Raw genomic sequence first — 24,822 nt, 5'->3', positions numbered from 1 at the left:
ACCTCCTGTTATTGGTAGTGGACCCAGCGCTTCTGAATATACATCTGGACCATGGTGATGATCAGAATAACGATAAACAGAATGAAGGCCTGCGCTGAAGCGTAACCCATGTTGAAGTATTTGAAGCCATCTTCCCAGATGCTGTATACAACCGTTCGGGTGGATTCCAGCATCGTGGTCTGTTGATCCATCATGATGAAGATCAGGTCAAACACCTGGAACGAATTGATGAAGGACATGACCAAGACAAAGAACAAGCTGGGCGTGAGCAGAGGAAGTGTAATTCGGAAAAACTTATACAACGTCCCCGCTCCGTCAAGCGAAGCCGCTTCATAATAGCTGCCGGAGATGCCCTGCAGACCGGACAGCAGAATGACGGCATTGTATCCGATGCTGCTCCAGACACTGACAAGCACGATGGAGAACAAGGCGAATCGCTCATCGAACAGCCAGTTGGGCTGCGGCAGGTTCATGACGCCCAGCACATGGTTGATCAATCCGAATTCGGAGTTGTATAACCATTTCCATACCATGCCGACCGCGATCGGCATGGTGATCACGGGAATGAAATAGAGGGTGCGGTAGAAGACCATGCCTTTGATCTTCTGGTTCAAGAGCACGGCCAGCACCGTTGCGAGTGCAACGGATAATGGCACCGTACCGACCGTATACAGCATCGTGTTGAGCAAGGAACCGGTGAATTTGTCGTCCTTCATCAAATTTGCGAAGTTATCGAATCCGATGAATTGAGGTGAAGTTAATCCATCCCACGACGTAAACGACAGGAACAGAGATGCTGCGGAAGGTGCCATATAGAACAGACCGAGGCCCAGCACAACAGGAAGAATGAAGATATACCCCCAGACAGCTTCGTGTAAGGCAAGTTTCCCAACTTTTCGCTTGGTTGTTGTTTTAGGAGGTTCTGTGGTCACGGTGATGGGAGAGCTCACAGGCTGCACCGTCCTTTCTTAATTTCCGTATTGGGCGTGGCCGCTTGTCATTTCGTTTCTGTCGCAAGGATCGCATTCATCTGTTCGCCGGCATTTTTCAGTGCTTCTTCAAACGATTTCTTTCCGAGGAAAGCCGCCTGAATTTCCTTCACTTCAGCGTCTTGCCACTCTGCCGTTTTCTGGGATACGGGATAAGGTACGGCGAACTCCAGGCTGTCCACGAACACCTGTAGATCAAGAGATGGGATGGACTTCAGCCAGCCGCCCTCCGTGCCTTTGTATGCAGGCATCGAGAATCCAGATTCGGCGAGTAATTCCTGACCTTCCTTGCCGGAAAGAATCTGAATCAGCTCCCAGGATTCCTGCTCGACCTTCGTCTTGCCGTTGATGGCCCAGCTGAGTCCATGAACGATCGATGCCTTTTTCTTGCCGGCAGGAAGTTCAGCGACACCGAGTTTATCGCCGAGAAGCTTGTACAACTCGGGGGAGTTAACCGAAATCCCCGGGAACATAGCGGCCTTGCCGGAGCCGAACAATTGGCGGGACTTCGTTTCAAGCTGCTGCTGGGCGCTTGGGGAATAACCCTTTTCAATCAAGCTCTGCTCCCACTGGAAGGCCGATAGCGCTTCGGGTGTATCAAATCCAGATGATTTCTTATCGTCCGAGATGACGTATCCGCCCGCTTGAGCAATGAAGTTGTAATATCCGATCTGGCTGTCGATCGGCGCGATGAAGCCATAAATGCCATTCGATTTATCCGTCAGCTTGGCTGCGTTCTCCTCGACGGTTTGCCAGGTCCAGCTCTTGTCGGGATAAGGCAGACCTGCTTGGTCAAACAATTCTTTATTGTAAAAAAGTCCAACGGAATCCTGGAAGTAAGGGAGTCCGTGAAGTTTACCCTGATAGGTGTACATATCGACGAGCGCTTCGGTATAAACCGAGGTGTCCAGACCGCTCTTCTCAATTAGGGGAGACAGGTCTTTGATCAGACCGGAGGAGGCATAGGAATGAAAGTTAGGACCGTTCATCCAGTAGACGTCAGGACCGCTGTTGCCGGCGAGGCTGGTTTTCAGCTTGGTCCAATAATCGGCCCATGGGGTGTAAGTCACTTTCACTTCAACATTCGGGTGCTTCTCATTGAAAATTTTAATGGACTTGTCCAGCGTGTCCCGCACATTTTCGTCCCATAGAGCGACGCTGATGACCTTCTTGCCGTTTTCTCCTCCAGAGGCATTGCCGCCTCCGCAAGCAGAGAGTAACGCGGTGAACACGAATAATACCGAAATCAGGACAGACATTCTTTTTTTCATCAGATAACCCTCCTTGAATTCACATGGTTTTTGATCAAGCGTGGTTGGTCGTACGGCTTGTTCGAAGTGAAGCGGACCCCATATGCGCCCCCTTTATGTAAGTGATGTAAAAAGCAATAGTTATTCCACAAGTCGAAAAAAGTTAACATCGATATGCTATCTTTCTTGACAGAACAACCAGCTTCTATTGCGAAAGATTATATAATCCCCTCGATTATTTTTCAAGATAGCGATTTCAAATCCATTTAAATTCTTTTTTTCACAATATGAGAGAATCAGCATGAGATCTAACGTTACATCTTATTTCGATCAATGGAATAAGTTTTTATTCAGTTCTGGAACATGTTATAGTGATTCTATCCTCATTTTTCCGATACAGAAAGTCGCACTATGCGAAGAAACGATAGAGAGGTTGAGCTTGCTTGAACAATATGAAAAAAGGTGACCATAAGCTGATTCAGGCATTAAACCGGTCCATGGTGCTGAACAAGATCCGCACAGAGGGACCCATATCCAGAATCGATCTGGCCAAAAAGAACAAGCTGAGTCCCTCCACGGTCGCCTCAGCCGTACAGGAACTCATCAAGGAAGGCTACGTTTCCGAGATTGGAACGGGCTCCTCCAGCGGAGGGAGAAAACCCATTCTGCTTAAATTCAATCCGGATAATCATTATTTGTTCGCTGTAGCGATAACGAATTCGGTTATGATGCTGGCCCGCATGAATCTGGAGGCGAAGGTGCTCCAGAAGGAAACGCATCCTCTAGCCGGGCTCCAAGGAGAAGCCGTTATCGAGCGACTGCTGAGCCTGATGGACAATTTCATGACAGGCCAAGAAGACTTAGAGCGGTGTGTCGGGATTTCCGTTACCGTGCCGGGTGTTGTGAGTGATAGTCAGGGCCTGGTGCACTATAACACGAAACTTCGCATGACCGATGTTCCGTTGAAACGGATTATTGAAGAACGCTATGGACTGCGCACCTGGGTGGAGAACGATATGAATTCCGTTGTACTGGCTGAACGCCGATTTGGCGATTACGCATTTGCGAACCTGATTTATATCTCCATTGGCGACGGGCTTGGTTCCGGTATTTTAATTAACGATCATCTCCTAAGGGGCAAGCATGGCGGTGCCGGCGAATTCGGGCATACGAGCGTAAACCGCAGCGGCATCCGCTGCGAATGCGGCAATGTAGGCTGCTTGGACAGTTACATCAGCTGGATGGCCGTGTATTCGCGAATTATTACGGCAATCGCAACGGGGAGACCGACGCTAATCCAGGAGCTCAGCGGGGGAGATTACAGTAAAATTGTTCCGTCCGTATTTAAAGAAGTTCTTCGCAGAGGGGACAGGCTGGCGAGGGATCTGAATGAGGAAGTGGCGGAGCTTCTAGGAGCAGCCATCGTCAATCTGGTCAATATGTTTAATCCCGAAGCGCTAATCCTGGGCGGGGAAATGGCGCATGGAAATCCGAATTTGCTGGAAATGGTGCGCAGCTATATAGACCGGCATGCGCTGCCTATTCTGAAGGAGGACATGGTATTCGGTTTGGCCTCCCTTGGCGAGGAAGACAAGTTAATGGGTGCGGCCTCAGTCCTGCTGCAGGACTTGCTAGGTTTCTCGCTGACGGAATAAGGGATTTGACAACGTTTCCACCTGCACGTTATCTTTGGTTAAATGCATATGCGGAAGGGGAGAAGTTGATTGGAGCAGTACATTCTGGCGCTTGACCAAGGAACAACAAGCTCGCGCGCGATCCTGTTCAACAAGGAAGGAGAAATCGTACACTCGGCTCATAAGGAGTTTCCACAGTATTTTCCCAAGCCGGGCTGGGTGGAGCAGAATGCCAATGAAATATGGGGCTCCATTCTTGCAGTCATTGCGACATGCTTATCCGAAGCGGGCGTGAAGGCGGATCAGATTGCCGGAATCGGAATTACGAATCAGCGGGAGACGGCCGTGGTTTGGGATCGGAATAGTGGCGAACCGATATACCACGCCATTGTCTGGCAATCCCGCCAGACGGCGGGCATCTGCGAGGAGCTGATTGCCGCCGGACATGACGGGATGGTTCGGGAGAAGACCGGACTTTTGATTGATCCTTATTTCTCGGGAACGAAGATCAAATGGATCCTCGATCATGTAGACGGTGCCCGTGAGCGGGCCGAGCGCGGAGACATTATATTCGGGACCATCGATACCTGGCTGATCTGGAAGCTGTCCGGAGGCCAGGCGCACGTGACCGATTATTCCAACGCATCGCGAACGATGCTCTACAACATTCATGAATTGAAATGGGATGAGGAGCTCCTGCAACTCCTAGATATCCCCATGGCCATGCTGCCCGAAGTCAGGCCTTCTTCCGAGGTATATTCCAATACCGTTTCCTATCATTTCTTCGGTCGCGAGGTTCCAATTGCCGGAGCAGCCGGCGATCAGCAGGCGGCGCTATTTGGGCAGACCTGCTTCTCGGAAGGCATGGTGAAGACGACCTATGGAACCGGCAGCTTTATGCTGATGAACACCGGCGACCAGCCCGTAAAATCCGAGCATGGGCTGATCACCACGATCGCCTGGGGACTGGATGGCGGTGTACAGTATGCGCTTGAGGGCAGCGTGTTCGTGGCCGGCTCGGCGATCCAGTGGCTGCGCGACGGTCTTCGGATGTTCCGCGAGGCGAAGGACAGTGAGCCCTATGCGCGTCGGGTCAACTCAACAGATGGCGTGTACGTGGTGCCAGCTTTTGTCGGACTCGGCAGTCCATACTGGAACAGCGATGTCCGAGGGGCCGTATTCGGCCTGACGCGAGGCACGTCGAAGGAGCATTTCATCCGTGCAACCCTGGAGTCGCTTGCGTATCAAACTCGGGATGTCCTATCCGTGATGGAAGAAGATTCCGGCTATGGCATCACATCCCTGCGGGTGGATGGAGGGGCTGTATCCAACACGTTTCTCATGGAATTCCAAAGCGACATCCTGAATGTTCCGGTGGAACAGCCGAACATTACGGAGACAACGGCACTCGGTGCCGCTTACCTGGCGGGGCTCGCTGTCGGCTTCTGGAAGGATCAGGAGGAAATCTGCAGCAAATGGAGCATGGGGCAAAGCTTCAAGCCAACCATGGAGGAAGACGTAAGGGAGCAATTATACAGCGGCTGGAAAAAAGCCGTTTATGCGGCAATGGCTTTTCATTAGCATTTTCTATGGTATAATGATCATTAAGTGAATACATGTCTGGAGACTTGGAGAGACCACTAGGCGCGGAATACCTCATGATATGGGGTTTGTTACTGCGCGTTTCGTGGTCTCTTTTTTGCTGTCTTTTTGCATTGGAAGGGTAACGATAGATAAAAACAGGGTAAATCATACTGGGAGGGATTCATTGTGAAGCAGGCACAGTCGTTTTCAAGTTTGGACCGCAGGCATCGATTTCAAGAAATGGCAGAGGGAACCTTCGATCTGATTGTTATCGGAGGGGGCATAACCGGTGCGGGGATTGCGCTGGATGCGGTCACCCGCGGGATGTCGGTTTTGTTGGTAGAAATGCAGGATTTTGCCGCAGGAACGAGCAGTCGTTCGACCAAGCTGGTGCATGGCGGCCTGCGGTACCTGAAGCAGTTTGAAGTTGGCATGGTGGCTGAGGTTGGCAAAGAACGGGCCGTTGTGTATGAGAATGGGCCGCATGTAACGACGCCGGAGTGGATGCTCCTGCCGATACACCAGGGTGGCACCTTTGGGAAGTTCAGCACCTCCATCGGGTTGATGGTGTATGATTTCCTGGCCGGCGTAAAGCGGGGAGAACGGCGTTCCATGCTGTCTGCATCCGAGACACTGAAGCGGGAGCCGCTTCTGAAGCAGGAGGGCCTTAAGGGCGGCGGTTATTATGTGGAATACCGGACGGATGATGCCAGGCTGACGTTGGAGGTCATGAAGGAGGCAGCCGCCAGAGGGGCGGTTCTGTTCAATTATGCGAAGGCCGAATCATTGAATTATGATGCGAATGGACGAATAACCGGTATCACCGTGAGGGATATGCTGGGTAGCGGGGTCAAGTCCGTATCCGGAACCAAAATCGTAAATGCCGCAGGGCCCTGGGTGGATCAGGTGCGCGAAATGGATAAGTCCAAGAAGGGGAAAATGCTTCAGCTGACCAAAGGGGTTCATCTGGTCATCGATCAATCCAAGTTTCCACTTCGTCAAGCGGTGTACTTCGATACACCTGACGGCCGAATGGTGTTTGCTATTCCCCGCGACGGGAAGACCTACGTAGGCACCACCGACACGGTCTACAAGGCCGATCCCGTACGTCCCTTGATCACGGTGGAGGACCGGGATTATATATTGAAAGCCATTCATTACATGTTCCCTGGCGTGAAGCTAAACCCGGCAGACGTTGAATCGGGATGGGCGGGAGTCCGGCCCCTGATTCTGGAGGAAGGCAAAAGCCCGTCCGAAATTTCACGAAAGGATGAAATTTGGGAGTCCCCGTCCGGCCTGATTACCATTGCCGGAGGGAAGCTGACCGGCTATCGCAAAATGGCCGGCACCGTCGTCGACCTGGTTGCGAGACGGATCCAAGAAAGCGGCGGGAAAGCGTATGGTGCCTGCGTAACGAAGAATCTGCCTATTTCCGGCGGTGAGGTTGGCGGCTCGGCCCAATTCCCTGATTTTGTCCGCAAGCAGGCGAAGATCGGCGCCGCGCAAGGAATTGATCGTAAGCTCGCCGAGCAGTGGGCGCGAACGTACGGCTCCAACGTGTCGGAATTGTTCCGCTTGGCCAAGGAGGGCTCCGAACAGGCGGAAGCAGCGGCGCTTCCGGTATCGGTGCTGGTTCCTCTGATGTATGCGATTCAGCATGAGATGGCAGTGAGGCCGGCCGACTTTTTTATCCGTCGCACGGGTTCCCTATTATTTCATATCGATTGGACGAGAAAATGGAAGCTGCCTGTGATCGATTATATGGCTACGGTACTGGGTTGGAGCGAGCAGCAGACACTCGAATACACGAAGGAACTGGATGAGGAGTTGGTCTCGGCCACACAGCCTGCAGCAAGCGATCAATCGGCCCCGGCTCCACTTTTGCAAAACTCTTCTAAAACGAAACTTACGTCTTAACCGGCATCTAATTTTAAACAAACGGGGTGAGGGGGGAGCGGATGACCCTGATGACTATCCCTCCTCAAATATAGAAGTTAAGGGCATTGGTATGATAATCTATATACGTTCACACTTGAGAGGAGAGATGACCCGATGAACCACCAAGCGTATGAAGGATCATATCACGGAGAGCGCGCGGTTTGGCTCCAGCACGGCCCTTACGAAGCGGCGATATTGCCCGAAATCGGAGGCAATCTCATCGCTTTTAGGGATAACGAAAGCGGTTACCGGTTCCTCCGCGAACCGGAAGCAGGCGAGATGGAAGCATTCAAATCCAATCCGGGCGTTCACGGCATTCCAGTTCTCTTTCCGCCTAACCGTTATGAGGACGGCCGGTTTCCATGGAATGGACAAACCTATCAGTTTCCGATTAACGAAGAAGCGACGGGCAATCACCTCCATGGCTTTTTACATACAATTCCTTGGATCGTGGAGGAGTATGGCAGCAGCGAGGCTGAAAGCTACGTGGTAGTTTCGGTCACCATTGATGAGAATCATCCCGTGTATGCCATGCTTCCGCACCAGTTCACCTTCCGGCTTCGCTATACACTGAATCAGGATGGATTGGCCCAGCATGTGTTTATCCGTAATCTGGGTACCGGCAGCATGCCGTGCCTGCTAGCCTTCCACACGGCGATCAACGCTCCGTTTGCACCCGGGAGCACGGCGGATGACTGCGTCGTGAGAATTACCATGGGCGAGCGGTGGGAAATGAGTGAGCGGATGCTGCCGACTGGCAAGTTCCAGACTCTGACGCCAGAAGAAGAACTGCTTCGGACAAGCGGCGTAAATCCTTATTTCGATTCGATGGACAACCATTACACGGCCGTTCCGCAAAATGGCAGAAACCGCATGGAATTGACGGATACCAAGCTTGGTAAAACGTTCGTTTATGATGTCGGCAATTCGTATAAGCAGTGGATGGTATGGAACAACAAGGCATCCCGGAAGTTCTTCTGTCCCGAACCACAGATCAACCTGGTGAATGCACCGAACGTGGACTTGCCGGCTGACGATATCGGCCTGTTCGGTTTGGCTCCGGGCGAAATTTGGGAAGCAACCTCCAGGCTGTATCTTAAGGATTAAGGATTAGTCTAGGCTTTTCCCTGAAAAAAAGCGTATGGATTGCCGCGCCCGAATACACAGGGCGTTTACAATCCATACGCTTTATATTTATAGGACTCCTTCTTCAACTGCCAGCCGAAGAAAAAGGTGTTTGTTCTTGTTTACGGCGGCGACTGCGTTTCAAGCGATCCGGAATGACAAAAAAGGCGGCATACATAAGGATAAACAGCGCGAGTGCGATGAGCTCCTCAACGAGGATGTATACGGGATGCGGTCCCAGCAGGTCTAGCAGCGAAGCCGTGTCCGGCTTGTGCATCAGGAACATATAATTCGAGCCGACAGCGAGGTTGACCAGACCGACAACGACTGCGGATACGTTCAGGAAGACCATAGTCCAGGCAATGGATTTCCAGGTTGGACGGTATCCTCGAACCCATGTCATGTACAACGCCGTCAATATGATCGCGATATGGACAACGAAGAAATGAAAGAACCGGAAGTGGGGAAAAGGGTAACCCAGATTGGGGGTTAATATAGCTTGTAAGGCCCCTCCAATTCCGGCAAAGTAAACTAACGGATATAGACGGCGTTCATCCGTAAGCAGGATGGCGATGGAGAGAAACAGGGTCAAGCTGCACAATTCCAATGGAAGCGAAGTGGCAGGGTCCCATATTCCCGTTGACGCATACCAGATATGAAGGGAGGCTTCGGGTAACGAAAGTGCAGCAAGCAGCCCCCATCTCACGGTCTTTTGCAAAGAAGGCTTGGAGGCGATTGTAGTCCTGAACAGGTACAACAGCGAGCCAAGGGCGATAAATACCATAATGACTATCCAATGTTCAATGGAGAAAGCAGTAAAAACTTTCGGATATTTCGGATCAAAATAGGGTCTGATGCGCAATCATCCTCTCTATGTTCATAAGCCTTTAATTTGATATTACCATAATATGGGGCAAGTTAGAGGTGGGATCATACCATTGCATCCCTATCGATCATCAGGTACAACCTGACCAGAATACATTACATTTAAGTAGGTAAGCAAGGTGAAAATCATACCGTTATAGATTATGACGATGGAAGAGAGGTGTATTGATTGTGAGTAAACGACAGGGAGCCAAACGTTATGCATTTCTCCTGCTTAGCTTAGTGCTGATCTTCAGCTTAAGCGGGCTTGTTCATCCCGTAGAGGTCGAAGCAGCCAGCTCGAAGTACAAAAAGTTTTTCGATATCAGCAAAAAGGGCGCTCCTATTCCTGGTTACTCCGGGACCAAGGAGTGGATTCCGCAAGGACTGGCTCTCGTTCCGAGCAAGAACTGGATTATTATCTCGCATTATTGGGGCAATAAGGACAACAATCAAGCCAGCAGCATCTCGATTACAAGCAGCAAAACCAGCAAACGTATCAAAACACTCTATTTGTATGAGAGCGGCAGCAAAAAGCATACCGGGCATGTCGGAGGGCTTGCGGTTAGCAAAAATCATCTGTGGGTAGCGTCCGGCAAAAATGTGTACAAAATTCCGCTGAGTACAATTAGCAGCAAGAAAGATTACAGCAATATTGTCATGACTCCATATGCGCTCGGCCATAAAGCATCCTATGCCACGTATTCAGATGGCATTCTATGGATTGGCGAATATATGGATGGTGAGGATCAAGGAGGCAAACAGTGTGCGCCGGGACCTAAGGGCAAACTGCGAGGTTATCCATTGACGTCCAGCGACGGTTTCCCGTCGAATCGGAAGGTGACCTATATATGGAGTACACCTGACCGTATACAAGGGGCGGTCGTGACGAAATCACGCGTTGTGTACAGCCAATCCTGCGGCCGCAACAATGCAAGCAAATTGCTCATATATACTCGTGGAGCAAAGGGAAAGGCTGCGGCTACGCCGCTGACGATGCCTCCGATGTCCGAGAATATTGCGATGAGGGGTAATGATCTGTACGTTCTGTTTGAATCCGGTGCCCGGAAGTACAGAAACGGTGCAATGCCGCTGAAGCATCTGTACATCGTCAATGCTAAAAAACTGAAGCTTTAACCCTGTAAACCAAAAGATCCCGCTTCCGGTTAACGGATACGGGATCTTCTGTGTTTGACGCCTGATTCTGAAGAGAGCGCTGCTCTCAAACAGGCTGTTTTACTTCAGCGACAAGGCGCTTGAGTGACTCTTGCTTCCATCTCGGAATCCGAAGATGTTTGGCAGAAGGTGCCTTCTCCCCAAAGTAAACGATGCCTTGTTCCACCGTCGTGATTTTGTCTACGTTAACGTAGCAGTTTCCGCCGACATGATAGAACTGTTTACCGGAGAGCAGGGATGCAATTTTTTCGGCAGTCATTCTCTTTTTAATGTTATAGTTTCTGCCGTGAAAGCTGACCAAACCGTGCGATCCGGTTTTAAAGAACAGAATGTCTGTCTCCACCACGAAGTCCTCATACATGTTGCGGGATTCCGATACGTGCTTCATCATTCTGCTTCCCCCTTTTCCAAGATCAACATTTGATAACGCTTACATTCTAACATGTTTTCCCTGGGGTTTAAAGAACTTTTTATTTCGCATTAAAAAAAGCCCATACCTCAAGGGTAGGGGCTTGGACTAATATTTATGGTGCAGCAGGTGCTTCCGGTGTTTCCTTTTCAGGATCTGCTGGCGTTTTAGCCGGTGTTTCTTCCAGCGTATTGGTGATGGTTGCTTTATCCTTCAGTTCTTGAATATAAGCCGTGGATTCGGAATAAACCTTCTGGTTCTCAAGCTGACTGCGGATCTCTTCCTTCTTATCTTCAAGGGTAGGGTTCGTGGCTGCTTTACGATCGGTAACCTTGATGATGTGGTAACCGAAGGAGCTCTTCACCGGGTCGCTGATTTCGCCCTTCTTCAATTTGAACGCTGCTTCTTCAAATGCAGGGTCCATCTGGCCGCGTCCGAAGAAGTTCAGGTCGCCGCCGGTTTCTTTCGTAGCATCTTGGTTCTTCTCTTTGGCAATCGCTGCAAAGTCGGCGCCTTCCTTCAGCTGCTTCTCGATGGCTTCGGCTTCTTCCTTGGTCTCGACCAGGATGTGGGATGCGCGAACTTGCTCAGGCGTAGCGAAGCTTTCTTTGTTTTGGTCGTAAATTTCTTTAATTTCTTCATCGGTGACTTTGATTTTGTCGGCCATCAGTTTTTTGAGCTCGACCTGGGTTTTGGTTTGCTTTTTCAGGTCATCGAGCGTCATGCCGCTTTGCTGAAGGGCACTATTGAATTGATCCTCGGACGGGAAACTTCCCTTCAAGGTATCCACTTCTTTATTGACGTCAGCATCGGTCACCGTAATGGATTTCTTCTTCAACTCCTGCTGAATCAATTCCTCTGTGATCATGGAATTGAGTGTTTGTTTGCCGCCTGCGCTGACAAGCTCGTTGTATAGATTATCCTTGGTAATGTTAACGTCATTGACTTTAGCTATAGCTTCATTGCCGGATCCCTTGGCAAACGGAGGGACAATCAGGACGACGATTAACGCTGCCGCCAATACCAGCGAAGCGATCATCCAACCTTTGCTTCCGTTGCCGCCGCCACCTGCAGGGGACTGTTCATCGTTAAGCGGTTGATCCCCTGTTGGATGCATGAGTGCAGGCTGTTCGTTCTCATCCTTGTGAAGCTCGATCGACTCAGGATAGGTTGAATCTATTCTTTCTTCTTCATTAGACAAGCTGCCCGGATCTTGTTGATTATTCTCTTTCTCTTGGGCTTGTCCTTGTTCATCCTCGGGTTGCCCCGGATGGTTTGGCTGCAAATCGTTATCTTTCATTTAATGATTGACTCCCTTCGACTGCATGTAATAATGAGTTAGTTCATTCTTTAATCACTTTACCAGATAAGCCAAGGGTTTACCTTAAGAAAAAATAAAAATTGAAAAGATAATCGAAAAAGTTGGAGCTGGGCCTACAGGATCAGCATTCCCGCTATACCGCATATAATTCCAAGCAGGACCACGGCAGCAACAACAAACCACATGACGTTCCTCGGGAATGAGCGTCTCACCATGAGAAGAGATGGAAGACTGATGGCCGGCAGGGTCAGAAGCAGCGCTGAGGCCGGGCCCGCTCCGAGGCCCGCGGCCATAAAGGCCTGAATGATCGGGATTTCCGCTGCGGTTGGAATGACAAACAGCATTCCCATCACGGAGAAGAAAATGACGGCCAGCAGCGTGTTTCCAGCAGCAGCTCCCAAATGAGGGAACATCCACACTTGCAGGGCGCCAAGGAGAAGCACAGCGATAAAATAAGCCGGTACCACCCGAATAATCATATGACCGATGCTGGCGAACCAGCGTTTCCACAGTGGACGTTCATCGAGTTGTTCAGTGCTCTCTGGCGCGTCAATCTCTACTGGATTCGCCTCTTTGGCAAAGCGGTTAGCCAGATAACTGACGCCAAAGGTCAGAATGATGCCGAAGATCAAACGCAGCGCGGTGAATTTCCATGACAAAACAAACGTCATAAACACGAGTGTCGCCGGATTGATGGTCGGGTTACCAATCCAGAACGCGAGGGCGGAGCCTACGGACACCTTTTTCTTACGCAGACCGATCGCGATCGGTGCTGCGCAGCAGGAACACATCATGCCCGGAATGGAGACGATTCCTCCAATCGCCGTGCTGCCGAAGGTGGTTTTGCCAAGTACGCGGAGCAGCCACTGGGAGGGCAGCAGCGACTGGATCAAGGTCCCGAGTAGGATACCGAGCACCGCCGCTTTCCAAACTGCTTTAAAATACGTGACCGCATATTCCCAGGCTGCTTGCCAAGATGGCGCGGCATTGCCCGGGTCCAGGCCTAATATGGAAGAGCCAATGCTGTGCTCCATAATAGCTTTGAGCGCTTTATCGTAATAAGGCCACCATTTTACGTAGGTTAGCCCTGTTGCTGCAATGATGATGAAGATGGTGATGAACCAGATGGTTCTTCTGCGATCCGAATGATCAAAGGCCATTCTGCCGTCGCTTGAGTGATTCATGATCTATATTCCCCCGATGTGTTGTGAAATGATTTACATATCCAATCAATTAGTATATCACATTGCGGACAGAACGAAGAAAGATATTCCCGGTAATTGCAAGAAATAGGAAGACCATTAGACTTGGAGCAGCCGATTTCTTATAATATAGATATTGTGTGTGATCACAAGTGTTAGTAAACGGACAAATATCAGATTATCCCCGGGGTAGATGAGACGTTTTTTATGCATCCACGCCGGGGTTGTTGCATGTGTTTTGTTAAAATTAACTCTTAAGACGAAGGGAAGACCCGTGATGAGTCAATCGGAGAAAATAAAATTAACCTCGTATTCCTCTAAAGGAGGATGCGGATGCAAGATCGGACCTGCGGACCTGGCACAGGTCATTCGCAAGCTCCCGCAAGCCGAGCCGAATCCCAATTTATTGGTTGGTTTGGATACAAGTGATGATGCTGGCGTATACCGCCTCACGGATGAGTTGGCTATGGTTCAGACCGTCGATTTCTTTACGCCGATTGTGGATGATCCCTATGATTTTGGACAAGTGGCTGCAGCAAATGCCATCAGCGATATTTATGCCATGGGAGGCAAGCCGTTGACTGCCTTGAATATCGTAGCATTTCCGATCTCAACGCTGGACAAGCAGGTATTGACGGATATTTTGAGAGGTGCGGGGGATAAATTGAAGGAAGCGGGGGTAACCCTGGTTGGCGGGCACTCCATCGATGATAAAGAACCAAAATTCGGCCTTGCCGTTACAGGTACTGTCCATCCGGACAGAGTAAGGACCAATGCCGGTGCTAAGCCAGGCGATGCATTGATTTTGACCAAGCCAATCGGCGTGGGTATCCTGACGAGTTCCATCAAGAAAGATCTGTTAAGCGATGAGGAGATTCGCCGAGTTACCGCCGTGATGGCGGCATTGAACAAAACGGCAGCTGAGCTCATGGAACCTTATGAGGTGCATGCGTGCACGGATGTGACTGGTTTCGGTCTCCTTGGCCATGCGCTTGAAATGGCAAAAGGAAGCGGCACGGGGATCCGAATTTCTAAACCTTCTGTTCCCATTCTGGAGCGGGTTCGAGAGATGGCCGATGGTGGTGTTATTCCAGGCGGTACAAAAAACAACTATGATCACGTGAAGGACGACGTGGATTTCCCGGACAGCATGGACCAGATTGATAAGTGGATATTGTGCGATGCCGTTACTTCAGGAGGACTCCTCATTGCGGTTGATGGCTCGCAGGCCGATCAGCTTCTGTCAGAGCTTCGCCAAGCCGGTCTGGAAGCAGGAAGAATCGGTGAGGTCGTGGATAACCATCCGAATCGCATTGTCGTTGAGTTATAAAGGGAATCTGGTTTTGTATCAATAAAGGAGCGAACAGACATGTTTCAAGACATCACCGTAAAAGAATTAATGGAACTGCAAAGCAAGAAGAAGATTACTTTGATTGATGTCCGTTCCCCTTCGGAGTACAGGGATTCCACCATTCCGGGAAGTCTGAACATTCCGGTCTTCAATGATGAAGAACGGGCGGAGATCGGGACGATTTATAAACAGGTGAGCGTGGATGCGGCTAAAGAGCGTGGACTTGCCATTATGTCGGCCAAGCTCCCGAGCTTTGTGAAGCAATTCAAGGAGATCGAAGGGGATAAGGCGGTCTATTGCTGGCGGGGCGGCATGCGCAGCCGGACCGCCGCAACCGTTCTCTCTTTAATGGATATCCATGTCAACCGAATTACGGGCGGGATTAAGGCTTACCGGAAGTATGTGCTGGATACGCTGGAGCATAAGAGTCTGGACGCAGAAGCATTTGTCCTTCATGGATTGACAGGCACAGGCAAGACCGCAGTGCTTAGACAGCTTCAGCAGGAAGGCTACCCGGTCGTGGACCTGGAAGGGCTGGCAGGACATCGCGGCTCGATATTTGGACATATCGGTCTCCGGGCGAATAATCAGAAGACGTTTGATTCGGGATTGGTTGAGCGGCTGAAGCAACTGGAATCTGCGCCGTATTTGTTATTTGAGGCGGAGAGCAAACGGATTGGCAAAATTGTCGTCCCCGATTTCCTCATGAAGAAGAAGGAGTCTGGGGTAGCCATCGTGTTGGAACTGCCGATGGCCGAGCGTGTTCGTCAGATTCTGGAGGATTACAACCCTGCTGCTTTTAAAGAGCAATATTTAGCAGCCTTCCAGTTAATCAAAAGCAGGATCCACACACCTATCGCTGCGGAAATCGGCAAGTCGTTGGAAGAGGGTCGATTTGCTCAGGGAATACAGCTGCTGCTCGAGCATTATTATGATCCCAAGTATAATCACTCTTTCAGCCAATATGAGGGAAGCACGCCTATCGTTGTGGCGGTGGACCGGGTGGAAGAAGCTGTGGATGCGGTAAAAGATATATTGCGGAATCAAATGCTGCAGAAGACAGGCGCGTAAGATAACAAAACAAAATCTAATTTGACGAAGCAATTCACGATCTATGCGCTGCGTCGGCATGGACTGCTTTTATTGTGAGCTGGTTATATTATTCAACCAGAACTGAAAGATCGCCCCTGAAGTATGAGCGGATACAACCGTACCGCTTATACTAAGGGGCGATTTTTTTTTGGCAAAGGCATTCTCTTTAAATAGAGGATAAAGCTTCGGATATAGGAGTATCTCCTGAAATCAGATCGAAGGAACGACGGAAGGTATTTTCTTCATCCAAGGATAACAGAATCGTTCGTGCTACATCCTCGCGCGGAATTGATCCGCCCTGGATATCCTCCGCAGCGGTAATACGACCGGTACCGGGTCTATTTGTAAGTCCTCCTGGACGAATGATGGTGTACGTGAGGCTGCTCTGACGAAGCATGCGATCCGCGTAATGCTTGGCGGCATAATACGGTTTGATCTCCTCATTCCAAAATTCCCGATGATGGGCTTGAAGCGCACTTACCATCACAAAACGCGAAACAGATGCCTGCTCGGCGGCTTCGATCATTTTTGCGGCTCCGTCCAGATCGATTAACAGGGTTTTGTCGTATCCGGTAGCTCCGCCTGAGCCGGCAGCGAATACCACCGCCTGGCAATTCTTCGCCGCATCAGCAAGCTCCTCGACCGATCCTTCCAGGTTCGCAAGAACACACTCTATTCCGGCGGCTTGATATGGGGCGGCCTGTTCCTCTTTTCGTACCATTGCTCTCACGGTATATCTTTCATGGTCTTGCAACAGATGTGTAAGCTGTTTGCCGATTTGGCCGTTGGCACCGACAACGAGAATCTTCATGTGGACATGCTCCTTTGCGGTAAAAATTTCCTTGAAAGAGTAATCATTGCGATTTTGACATAGACTACGGGATATTTCATGTATATCCCAAATGTACTTTCCTTTATCTCGGGAAAATGATATTATCTTGTTTTCACCAATTGACACGGGTTCGAAACAAAGGCAAAGGAGAAAAGAGAGTTGAGCGGACAGAAGCTACACCCGACTTCAGGAAGGCAACGTTGGATTTTTCTCATATCGATGATCAGCCTCATAGGATTTGTCACGCTGGCAGCTTTGGTAAAGCGGCAAGGCCTGGAAACGTTTGACATGGCGATCATAACAACGGTACAAGCCTGGGAGCAGCCGCTTATCACGGATATCGCCATCGGGCTGTCGTTTATAGGTTCTATCGGACCGGTGATTATGTTATGTCTGATTGTAATCGCCGTGCTATATTGGGTACTGGGGCACCGCGCGGAGATCCTTCTCCTTATTGTGGTCGTCTTCGGTTCATCTATTCTGAATGTATTATTAAAATGGGTCTTTCAACGGGCAAGGCCTGACATCCACCGCTTAATTGAAATTACGGGATATAGTTATCCCAGCGGACATTCCATGGCTGCCTTCTCGTTCTACAGCGTGTTGGCTTACTTGCTGTGGAGACATATCGACAGCAGGGCGGGGAGAGGGACTTTAATATCCATCTCCGTCGTCATGATTCTGGGCATCGGACTAAGCAGAGTCTATCTTGGGGTCCATTATCCAAGCGATATTCTTGGCGGATATTTGGCTGCTTGCGCTTGGCTTGGCTTTCTGGTCCGATCTTACGAGAAGAGGATGGGGAAGCGGGCCAACCCGGAAGATAGGATTGGATCAGAAACTGCATAACATTGGAAGCGCAAGGGTAATTCATGTAATAGCGGTTCAAACGGAGGAGTATGTATCATGGTGTGTATCCATAGATGTGAAATTGGGTTCGGTAAGGAGGGCTGTCTGTGGCGTTTGGAGCAAGAATGTTCAAAACCGGCTTAGCCGTGACGCTGGCTCTTTATTTAGCCATGCTCTTTGACTTTAAATCCCCTGTTGTTGCCGCCATAGCCGCGATTTTTGCGATGCAGCCATCCATATATAGGTCGTGGAGATATTTCCTGGACCAGCTGCAGACCAGTACGCTCGGTGCGATTCTGGCGATGCTCGGAGGATACTTTTTATCGAATCAGCCTATTTCCGTCGGTTTGGTGTGTGTTTTAGTGATTATGATTTGTATGAAGCTGAATATGGGTGAGACCATCGGACTTACGCTCGTCACGGTAATATCTGTGATGGAAGCTTCAGGTCAATGGGATTTTGCACTCAATCGCTTTATTCTGACGATTATCGGTATCATATCTGCATTTCTTATCAATATTCTTGTGTTTCCCCCGAAACCCAAGGAACAGTACATCACGCGGATTCATATTGTATTTGGCAAAATGTCACTTCTGCTGCGCACGGCCATCTCTCATGAAATGAAGGATTCGGTGTATCGTGCGGAGAAGAAGGAGCTGGAATCGGCGATCAAATCGTTGTCCGACAAATACAATTTGTTTGAGGAAGAGCAGAGGAAGCTAAAGCGGGCCAAGTACAGTCAAGCAAGGCAGCTAGTGGTGTATAAGCAATTGCTCCAATCCCTTCGTAAGGGGTATGAAGTACTGGATGCGGTGGAGAACCACTATTTTCAGGCGGAACGATCCGAAGAAATCGACGAGAAGTTTGATCATAATCTAGAGCGGTTAATGAAGTACCATGAGCATATCTTGTGGAAATTCGAAGATAAACTGAAACCGAATGAGGACGAAGCTGAGACCATGGCGGAGAACAATGAAGCGTTTATGGAGCAGGTGATGTGCGGGCCAGGCGCCAATGCCGGGGGGCTTCGGCTGTCAGTGGTGGCTGCCTCCATGTATGATTACGGATATCAGCTTGACCGGCTGAACCGTGTGGCGGATCATATCAGCCGCGTTACGGATGATAAAGAGCAGGATGAAGTCTTGTTCTCGTGGCTGCGTAAATAAGTGAAGTTCACCATGAGGGTGCCGATCAAGATGCCATATTTGATCGGCTGTTTTCATGCACCAGTTTTATGATGATTTCTCTTGGCAGTGAGCTTTGGGAATGGTATTGTATATAAACGCAAAAAAAACCGCCCGGTGGGTCGGTTCTGAAATTCGATGTTGAATTATACGGGGCTCATTGTTATAATTAGCAATGATTTGTCATTAAAATTAGGATTCGTGGTTAGAATATCACAATTGTATTATAACACAGGCAACTTGCGCTGTCAACCAGTATATTAGGGGGATGAACAAATGGCTATCAGCGAACAGGATTGGAAAGAAGAACAGGCACGGGTAACGGAAGTGACAACGAAAATCGGTAATAAAATATCTCAGCTGGAAGCGAGCGTTGGAGATATCCGTGAAGTCGTTATTGATATGCGGAAAGACTTTTGGGACGAAGTAACGGTCAACTTCAGCAACCCGGACGATTTGGGTGAAACGTCCACCAACCTGAGACAGCAGTCGCAGGTGCTCGCGGAACGTGAGCATGCTCATCTGCAATCCAGCAAGCTGCTTAAAAAGTATAGAAAACTTGTGGAATCCCCTTACTTTGGACGCATTGATTTTCAAGAGGATGGAACCACGGAGACGGAAACCATTTATTTGGGGACAGGATCTTTTTTGGATGAACATATGGAGACGTTTCTGGTTTACGACTGGCGGGCTCCGATATCAAGCTTGTATTATGACGGGGCACCCGGTCCGACCCAATATGAAACGCCTTCGGGTACGGTCAAAGGCGAAATGCTGCTTAAGCGCCAATTCGTCATCCATGACGGCGAGATCAAGGTATTGTTTGATACCGGTGTAACGATCGGGGATGAGCTGCTCCAGCAGGTGCTCAGCCATAGCGCGGATGATCGGATGAAGAGCATCGTAGCTACAATTCAAAAGGAACAGAATGCCGTCATCCGAAACGACAAAACCCGCATGCTGATCGTTCAGGGGGCTGCTGGCAGCGGCAAAACCTCAGCGGCACTGCAGCGAGTGGCCTATCTGTTGTATAAGTACCGGGAGACGCTTCGGGCCGATCAGATGATTCTGTTCTCACCGAACCCGCTGTTCAACAGTTATGTATCCACGGTGCTTCCGGAGCTTGGCGAGGACAATATGCAGCAGACGACCTTTCAGTCCTATCTGGAGCATCGGCTCGGCAAAGAGTTTGAGCTCGAAGACGTGTTCACGCAGACGGAAACCCTGCTGAATGCGGACGATTCGCCGCGTTACCGGGCACGGCTTCAGAGTATATCCTATAAATCCTCGGGTGCTTATCTGGACACCATCAGACGATATAAGGAGCTGCTGGAACAGGACGGGATGCTCTTTAAGCCGGTCGTATTCCAAGGTAAGGTTATCGTTAGCTCCGACGAAATGTCCGCGCAGTTCTATGGTTATGATGCGGCGGTTAAGCTTGCTGGCCGTATCGACCTCATGAAAGAGTGGATGCTGAAACGCCTGTCGGAGTTTGCTCAGAGCGAAAAAGACGCCCCGTGGGTGGAGGAGCAAATCCAGCTGCTGGATACGGAGGATTACCAACGGGCCTTTCAAACGATGAGACGTAAGCAAAACCGGAAGGCAGACACGTTTGACGATTTCGATAAGGAAAGGGACGTCCTTGCCAAAATGGTCATCAGCAATCGGCTCAAGCCGGTCAGACGCTGGATCAAGCGGTTCCGTTATGTGGATGTGAAGGGCATGTATCGAAAACTATATACGGATGAATCGTTATTTCGCCGGGCGGCCGGAAATTTGGAGATGCTCCCGGATTATTGGGAAGAAATCTGCAATCTTACCGTTGCGTCACTGGACAACAAATCGCTGTTGTATGAGGATACGACTCCGTTCCTCTATCTGAAGGAGCTGCTTCAAGGTTTCCGCACGAACACGTCGATTCGACACGTCATTGTTGATGAAGTACAGGACTATTCCGGATTCCAGCTGGAATTCCTGAAGCGATTGTTCCCACGAGCGAAAATGACGGTGCTGGGAGACCTTAATCAAGCGATTTATGCACATGGAGAGGCACTCGGCAATCTCGAAAATCTGGTAAGTCTGTACGGCAAGGAGGATACGGAGGTTATCAATCTGACGCAAAGCTACCGGTCCACGTATGAAATCGTTGATTTCACGCGGCAGATGATACCGGGCGGGGAGCGGATCGTTCCATTTAATCGAAGCGGCGAAGCTCCGCGTGTGGTTGCGGTGAACGATGAAGAACACCTGCTTGCAGCGATTGTCTCTGATATCCGTGAACTTCATGAACAGGGATTCCAGTACGTCGCGGTGATCTGCCGGACAGAAGAGGAGAGTAGACGCGTACACGAGCAGTTGTCAGCAGATATACAAACACGATTAATTGCCAAAACCACTCCGGCTTTTGAGAAAGGAACGCTTGTCGTTCCTGCCTATTTGGCCAAGGGCGTGGAATTCGACGCGGTGATCATATACAACGGCTCTGAGGATGTGTACCATCGCGAAAGCGACCGCAAGCTGTTCTACACCGCATGTACGCGTGCCATGCACAAACTTCATGTGTATCATATCGGGGAAAAAAGCCACTTTATCCCGGATGAATATTAAATGAATAAAGGTCTGTCTGAGCCACGGCTTAGGCAGGCCTTTTTTTTCATGATTGTTATATGAAATCCAAACATGTTTCATGGAAAAGGAAAAAAACGGAAACCTATTTAGGGTGAGATAGGGAGTATGCTTTATACCATAAGGAGGGAGTTATCCAATATTTATGATGATTTGACCGGTGATTAATAATTTTTTTCAATTATTTTCGGGAAAAGTGTTTTCTCGACCGCCGAGTCTATTCATTTTGGACACAAATTTGACGAAAAAAGGATTGGGGGTCTATTACTTATATCAAAGGTCGGGTGCTTGCGGATGAAGATAAAAACAAAATTAATTCTTTCGTCTACGATTCTTGCAACGGTTACGGTGGTTATCGTAATCATCGCGTTCATCACTTCGAACATGACGGAGAAGAGGTTCAGCGAAATTATTGAAGTGGATCAGAAGGTCATTTATAACCTGACGCAATTGGAGACCCTATTGACTGGTGTCTCTAATGATGAGCGGGGCTACCTATTGACCGGAGATTCGACCTTTGCAGATTCATTGAAAGCGAAACAGGAGTCCGTTGCCAAACTTATGGCTGAAACCAAAGGCTTGATGACGGCTGAGGAAGACCTTAAGGTGTTTAACGAGATTGAAACCGGATATGTCATTTATTCTGAAGCCGTTAACGAGGTATTGAGCAAATTGGGGTACGATACCGGTTTTTACAAGGCTGTGCCGTTCCGGGTATATGAGGCTGCGTTTAGCAAGGAACGGGAAGTGCGTAATTCCTTCAGTACGCTTATCGCCCAATTTACGGTGCATAAAAATGAAGCCTTGGCTAAGCAGGCTGACCAGATTGCGGACAGCAGCAGATTTCAGAACATGGTGATCATGTTGATCGGTATAGCAGGTATCGCTTATTTTGCGATACAGGGATATCTTCTTATTCGCTCGATTCGTCCTTTGAATCAGATGAGCGAACAACTTTTGAAGATTGCCGAGGGCGGTGGTGATCTGGTTACCCGATTACAGATTACTACGAAAGATGAGATCAGGGCGGTAGCCGACGCCTACAATAAACTGGTTGATGGATTCAGGGTGCTTGTCGTACAGGTGCAGGATACGGCTGGCAAAGTTGGTGTCGCAGCTTCGACGCTGCACTCCACGACCGAGGAAATCCGTCAAGCTTCTCAGCAAACCTCTGGGATTATGGAAGAGCTGGCGGCCGGGGTAGAAAACCAGCTTCAGGATACGGAGGAAACGACAGCTACGGTAACGGACATGGCGGAAGGCATGAAACATATCGCGCATGCCGCCCAAGACGTCTCCGGATTGGCAGCAACGACGAACCAACTTGCGGCTGAAGGGGAACAGGCACTTATACATACGCTGGCTCAGATGGAAGGCATACGCACCAGTGTGGATCAATCTGCGCAATCGGTGCGGGCGCTCGGCGAAAAGGCCTCCAACATTGGAGCGATGGGACAGATCATAATCGAAATTGCAGAGCAGACATCACTACTTGCCTTGAATGCCTCCATTGAGGCCGCTCGGGCAGGTGAGCATGGCAGAGGTTTTGCGGTTGTAGCGGCTGAGGTCCGAAAATTGGCTGATCAGGCCTCAAACTCTTCCGTCGAAATCAGACAATTCGTCCATGAGCTTCAGCAGGATATTGTTGAATTGGCCGGCGTCATGGAGCAGGGCACCCGCGAAGTGACCGAGGGAATGAACGTGGCACAAGGAGCTGAGAGAGCCTTTAAGGATATTGAGCAATCCGTCGGCGAATTGAACGAACAAATTCAGAGTGTCACTGTTGCAACTGAACAGATGGACTCCGGAGCAGGAGAGCTTGTTCATGCCATCCGCAGAATTCAGGAGGTCACGGAGACAACGGCAGGTGGAACCCAAAGCGTCAGTGCAGCCACGGAAGAGCAGCTGGCCTCTATGGAGGAAATTACAAATTCCGTTGAGGATTTGAACGTAATGTCCAGCAAGCTGCGGCAGTTGATGTCCGGCTTTAAAGTATAAATAAGGAAAAATTGCATATGGGAAAAAACGGCCACCTTGCAATCATGCATATTCCGGGTAAAAGAACCTACAATATGGATGACAGATAACGCAAAGGTGGTCTTTCTCTCATGGAAAACAAAAAATGGGATCTGGTTGCCCTTGCATCCATACCACTTATCATGACGTTGGGAAATTCCATGCTGATTCCCATTTTGCCGTCGATTTCAAAAGCTCTGGGGATCAGTTCCTTCAAAGTCAGTATGCTTATAACGGTATATGCTGTTGTAGCCATCTTACTGATTCCGATTGCCGGTTATTTATCGGATCGTTATGGACGAAAGAAAATCATCATCCCAAGCTTAATTATTGCGGCGTTAGGCGGAGCAGTCTCGGCTGTAGCAGCTTGGATGCTGAGCGGGACAGCGGCATATTACGTTATTTTGGCGGGTCGGTTTCTGCAGGGAATTGGTGCTGCCGGGGCATTCCCCATTGTCATTCCGCTTGTCGGTGACATGTTTAAAGAGGAAGAAGAGGTTAGTAAGAGTTTGGGTATTATCGAAACCTCCAATACGTTTGGCAAGGTAATTAGCCCGATACTGGGTGCCCTGCTCGGAAGTTTTATTTGGTTCTTGCCCTTTATAGCTATTCCGATTCTATGCTTGATCTCTATCGTGCTTGTCATTTTTCTTGTGAAGACACCGAAGTCGAACGACAACGACAAACAATCCATTCGCGAGTTTTTAAAAACAACCAAGCAGGTTTTGCACGAGAAGGGAAGATGGCTGTATGCGATATTTGCCATCGGCGGCATCGCGATGTTTGGCGTGTTCGGCGTTCTTTTCTATTTGTCGGAAACGCTCGAAAGCACTTACCATTTACACGGTGTGGTGAAAGGGCTGGTGCTTGCGATTCCGCTAGCTTTGTTATGTCTTTCATCTTACTTAGCCGGTAAATTTACGGGCAAAAATAAAGCGGCTAAGAAGTGGACCGGTTTCGCGGGCATGGCCATTTTGACGGCTTCCTTGATCGTAACCGGATTTAGTGCACAGATCTATTTTGTAGTCGGCATGATGACGCTTGGTGGCATCGGGATCGGGATGGTACTGCCATGCATGGACACGCTGCTGACGGAAGGTGTTGAGAAGGAGCAGCGCGGTACCATTACCTCCCTATATAGCAGTATGCGTTTTATCGGCGTATCGCTCGGTCCGCCAGTTGTTTCACTGCTGCTCGGGGCGAATCATTGGGTGCTGTTCGGCACGTTGGCAGCCGTCGCGGCTGTAGGTGGCCTGCTTACATTATTCGCCGTGAAGCCGGAGGCGAAGGAAGACGATACCGGAGGGAATTCATACCGAGTGGATTTCAAGAAACCGCAGGGCTTGAAAAAGAAAGGTCTTGTCCATAAATAATGGACAAG

Annotated in this window: 19 protein-coding genes; 12 read left to right on the top strand and 7 right to left on the bottom strand. The window is 49.6% G+C overall.

Annotated elements, in window-relative coordinates:
* Positions 1-8: 8 nt before the first annotated feature.
* Both NYE54_RS22655 and NYE54_RS22650 read right to left on the bottom strand, forming a co-directional pair.
* A complete protein-coding gene (locus NYE54_RS22655) occupies positions 9-950 on the bottom strand; it encodes a sugar ABC transporter permease (protein WP_339266334.1) in 942 nt (313 codons plus the stop codon).
* A 47-nt stretch (positions 951-997) separates the two neighbouring features.
* Positions 998-2,260 (bottom strand): sugar ABC transporter substrate-binding protein, encoded by a 1,263-nt coding sequence (locus NYE54_RS22650; RefSeq protein ID WP_339266332.1) that lies wholly within the window; start codon positions 2,258-2,260, stop codon positions 998-1,000.
* Between the two features lie 431 nt (positions 2,261-2,691).
* Between NYE54_RS22650 and NYE54_RS22645 the strand changes: the two genes are divergently transcribed.
* From NYE54_RS22645 to NYE54_RS22630, 4 genes are all read left to right on the top strand, one after another.
* Positions 2,692-3,894, top strand: coding sequence for an ROK family transcriptional regulator (locus tag NYE54_RS22645; RefSeq protein WP_339273611.1), 1,203 nt, complete (start codon positions 2,692-2,694; stop codon positions 3,892-3,894).
* A 69-nt stretch (positions 3,895-3,963) separates the two neighbouring features.
* Complete coding sequence (gene glpK, locus NYE54_RS22640; RefSeq protein ID WP_076325066.1) at positions 3,964-5,454, top strand: glycerol kinase GlpK; 1,491 nt, start codon at positions 3,964-3,966, stop codon at positions 5,452-5,454.
* 189 nt (positions 5,455-5,643) lie between these two features.
* Positions 5,644-7,374: a glycerol-3-phosphate dehydrogenase/oxidase gene (locus NYE54_RS22635; protein WP_339266330.1), complete on the top strand. Its 1,731-nt coding sequence runs from the start codon at positions 5,644-5,646 to the stop codon at positions 7,372-7,374.
* Positions 7,375-7,509: 135 nt separating this feature from the next.
* Positions 7,510-8,502: an aldose 1-epimerase gene (locus NYE54_RS22630; protein WP_339266328.1), complete on the top strand. Its 993-nt coding sequence runs from the start codon at positions 7,510-7,512 to the stop codon at positions 8,500-8,502.
* Positions 8,503-8,605: 103 nt separating this feature from the next.
* On the opposite strand, the gene NYE54_RS22625 is transcribed toward NYE54_RS22630, so the two are convergent.
* On the bottom strand, positions 8,606-9,304 hold the full coding sequence (locus NYE54_RS22625; RefSeq protein ID WP_339266326.1) for a TIGR02206 family membrane protein: 699 nt from the start codon (positions 9,302-9,304) through the stop codon (positions 8,606-8,608).
* 272 nt (positions 9,305-9,576) lie between these two features.
* Between NYE54_RS22625 and NYE54_RS22620 the strand changes: the two genes are divergently transcribed.
* Positions 9,577-10,521 (top strand): hypothetical protein, encoded by a 945-nt coding sequence (locus NYE54_RS22620; RefSeq protein WP_339266325.1) that lies wholly within the window; start codon positions 9,577-9,579, stop codon positions 10,519-10,521.
* A gap of 85 nt (positions 10,522-10,606) precedes the next feature.
* On the opposite strand, the gene NYE54_RS22615 is transcribed toward NYE54_RS22620, so the two are convergent.
* From NYE54_RS22615 to NYE54_RS22605, 3 genes are all read right to left on the bottom strand, one after another.
* Positions 10,607-10,951, bottom strand: a complete 345-nt coding sequence (locus tag NYE54_RS22615; RefSeq protein WP_009590070.1) for a LytTR family transcriptional regulator DNA-binding domain-containing protein — start codon at positions 10,949-10,951, stop codon at positions 10,607-10,609.
* A 133-nt stretch (positions 10,952-11,084) separates the two neighbouring features.
* Complete coding sequence (locus NYE54_RS22610; RefSeq protein WP_339266323.1) at positions 11,085-12,269, bottom strand: peptidyl-prolyl cis-trans isomerase; 1,185 nt, start codon at positions 12,267-12,269, stop codon at positions 11,085-11,087.
* 134 nt (positions 12,270-12,403) lie between these two features.
* Positions 12,404-13,474, bottom strand: a complete 1,071-nt coding sequence (locus NYE54_RS22605; RefSeq protein WP_339266321.1) for a permease — start codon at positions 13,472-13,474, stop codon at positions 12,404-12,406.
* A 295-nt stretch (positions 13,475-13,769) separates the two neighbouring features.
* Between NYE54_RS22605 and selD the strand changes: the two genes are divergently transcribed.
* Entirely contained in the window at positions 13,770-14,822 is a 1,053-nt protein-coding gene (gene selD, locus NYE54_RS22600) for a selenide, water dikinase SelD (RefSeq protein ID WP_339266320.1), read from the top strand.
* Between the two features lie 39 nt (positions 14,823-14,861).
* The gene (gene mnmH, locus NYE54_RS22595) at positions 14,862-15,914 is read left to right on the top strand and encodes a tRNA 2-selenouridine(34) synthase MnmH (RefSeq protein WP_339266318.1); all 1,053 of its coding nucleotides are present in this window, start codon (positions 14,862-14,864) and stop codon (positions 15,912-15,914) included.
* Between the two features lie 187 nt (positions 15,915-16,101).
* Here the strand turns inward: mnmH and NYE54_RS22590 are convergent, their stop codons facing one another.
* A complete protein-coding gene (locus NYE54_RS22590) occupies positions 16,102-16,746 on the bottom strand; it encodes an SDR family oxidoreductase (RefSeq protein ID WP_339266317.1) in 645 nt (214 codons plus the stop codon).
* Between the two features lie 180 nt (positions 16,747-16,926).
* Between NYE54_RS22590 and NYE54_RS22585 the strand changes: the two genes are divergently transcribed.
* From NYE54_RS22585 to NYE54_RS22565, 5 genes are all read left to right on the top strand, one after another.
* Positions 16,927-17,616, top strand: a complete 690-nt coding sequence (locus NYE54_RS22585) for a phosphatase PAP2 family protein (RefSeq protein ID WP_339266315.1) — start codon at positions 16,927-16,929, stop codon at positions 17,614-17,616.
* A gap of 107 nt (positions 17,617-17,723) precedes the next feature.
* A complete protein-coding gene (locus NYE54_RS22580) occupies positions 17,724-18,782 on the top strand; it encodes an aromatic acid exporter family protein (protein WP_339266314.1) in 1,059 nt (352 codons plus the stop codon).
* 294 nt (positions 18,783-19,076) lie between these two features.
* Positions 19,077-21,407, top strand: coding sequence for an RNA polymerase recycling motor HelD (helD, locus tag NYE54_RS22575; RefSeq protein WP_339266313.1), 2,331 nt, complete (start codon positions 19,077-19,079; stop codon positions 21,405-21,407).
* Positions 21,408-21,719: 312 nt separating this feature from the next.
* On the top strand, positions 21,720-23,423 hold the full coding sequence (locus NYE54_RS22570; RefSeq protein ID WP_339266311.1) for a methyl-accepting chemotaxis protein: 1,704 nt from the start codon (positions 21,720-21,722) through the stop codon (positions 23,421-23,423).
* Positions 23,424-23,533: 110 nt separating this feature from the next.
* Positions 23,534-24,814 carry an MFS transporter gene (locus NYE54_RS22565; RefSeq protein ID WP_339266309.1) on the top strand — a complete coding sequence of 427 codons (1,281 nt, stop codon included), beginning with the start codon at positions 23,534-23,536 and terminating at the stop codon, positions 24,812-24,814.
* Positions 24,815-24,822: the final 8 nt, after the last annotated feature.

This window comes from Paenibacillus sp. FSL K6-1330 (assembly GCF_037976825.1).
In the GTDB taxonomy this organism is placed as follows: Bacteria; Bacillota; Bacilli; order Paenibacillales; family Paenibacillaceae; genus Paenibacillus_AQ.
Note: the sequence above shows the minus strand (reverse complement) of the source record. Positions and strands in the feature narration are given on the sequence as shown.

Excerpts from the sequence above, each read along its gene's own strand:
- NYE54_RS22650 (WP_339266332.1), bottom strand. The coding sequence starts at position 2,260 with ATGAAAAAAAGAATGTCTGTCCTGATTTCGGTATTATTCGTGTTCACC.
- NYE54_RS22645 (WP_339273611.1), top strand. The coding sequence starts at position 2,692 with ATGAAAAAAGGTGACCATAAGCTGATTCAGGCATTAAACCGGTCCATG.
- NYE54_RS22630 (WP_339266328.1), top strand. The coding sequence starts at position 7,510 with ATGAACCACCAAGCGTATGAAGGATCATATCACGGAGAGCGCGCGGTT.
- NYE54_RS22625 (WP_339266326.1), bottom strand. The coding sequence starts at position 9,304 with ATGGTATTTATCGCCCTTGGCTCGCTGTTGTACCTGTTCAGGACTACA.
- NYE54_RS22615 (WP_009590070.1), bottom strand. The coding sequence starts at position 10,951 with ATGATGAAGCACGTATCGGAATCCCGCAACATGTATGAGGACTTCGTG.
- NYE54_RS22610 (WP_339266323.1), bottom strand. The coding sequence starts at position 12,269 with ATGAAAGATAACGATTTGCAGCCAAACCATCCGGGGCAACCCGAGGAT.
- NYE54_RS22605 (WP_339266321.1), bottom strand. The coding sequence starts at position 13,474 with ATGAATCACTCAAGCGACGGCAGAATGGCCTTTGATCATTCGGATCGC.
- selD (WP_339266320.1), top strand. The coding sequence starts at position 13,770 with ATGAGTCAATCGGAGAAAATAAAATTAACCTCGTATTCCTCTAAAGGA.
- mnmH (WP_339266318.1), top strand. The coding sequence starts at position 14,862 with ATGTTTCAAGACATCACCGTAAAAGAATTAATGGAACTGCAAAGCAAG.
- NYE54_RS22590 (WP_339266317.1), bottom strand. The coding sequence starts at position 16,746 with ATGAAGATTCTCGTTGTCGGTGCCAACGGCCAAATCGGCAAACAGCTT.
- helD (WP_339266313.1), top strand. The coding sequence starts at position 19,077 with ATGGCTATCAGCGAACAGGATTGGAAAGAAGAACAGGCACGGGTAACG.
- NYE54_RS22570 (WP_339266311.1), top strand. The coding sequence starts at position 21,720 with ATGAAGATAAAAACAAAATTAATTCTTTCGTCTACGATTCTTGCAACG.
- NYE54_RS22565 (WP_339266309.1), top strand. The coding sequence starts at position 23,534 with ATGGAAAACAAAAAATGGGATCTGGTTGCCCTTGCATCCATACCACTT.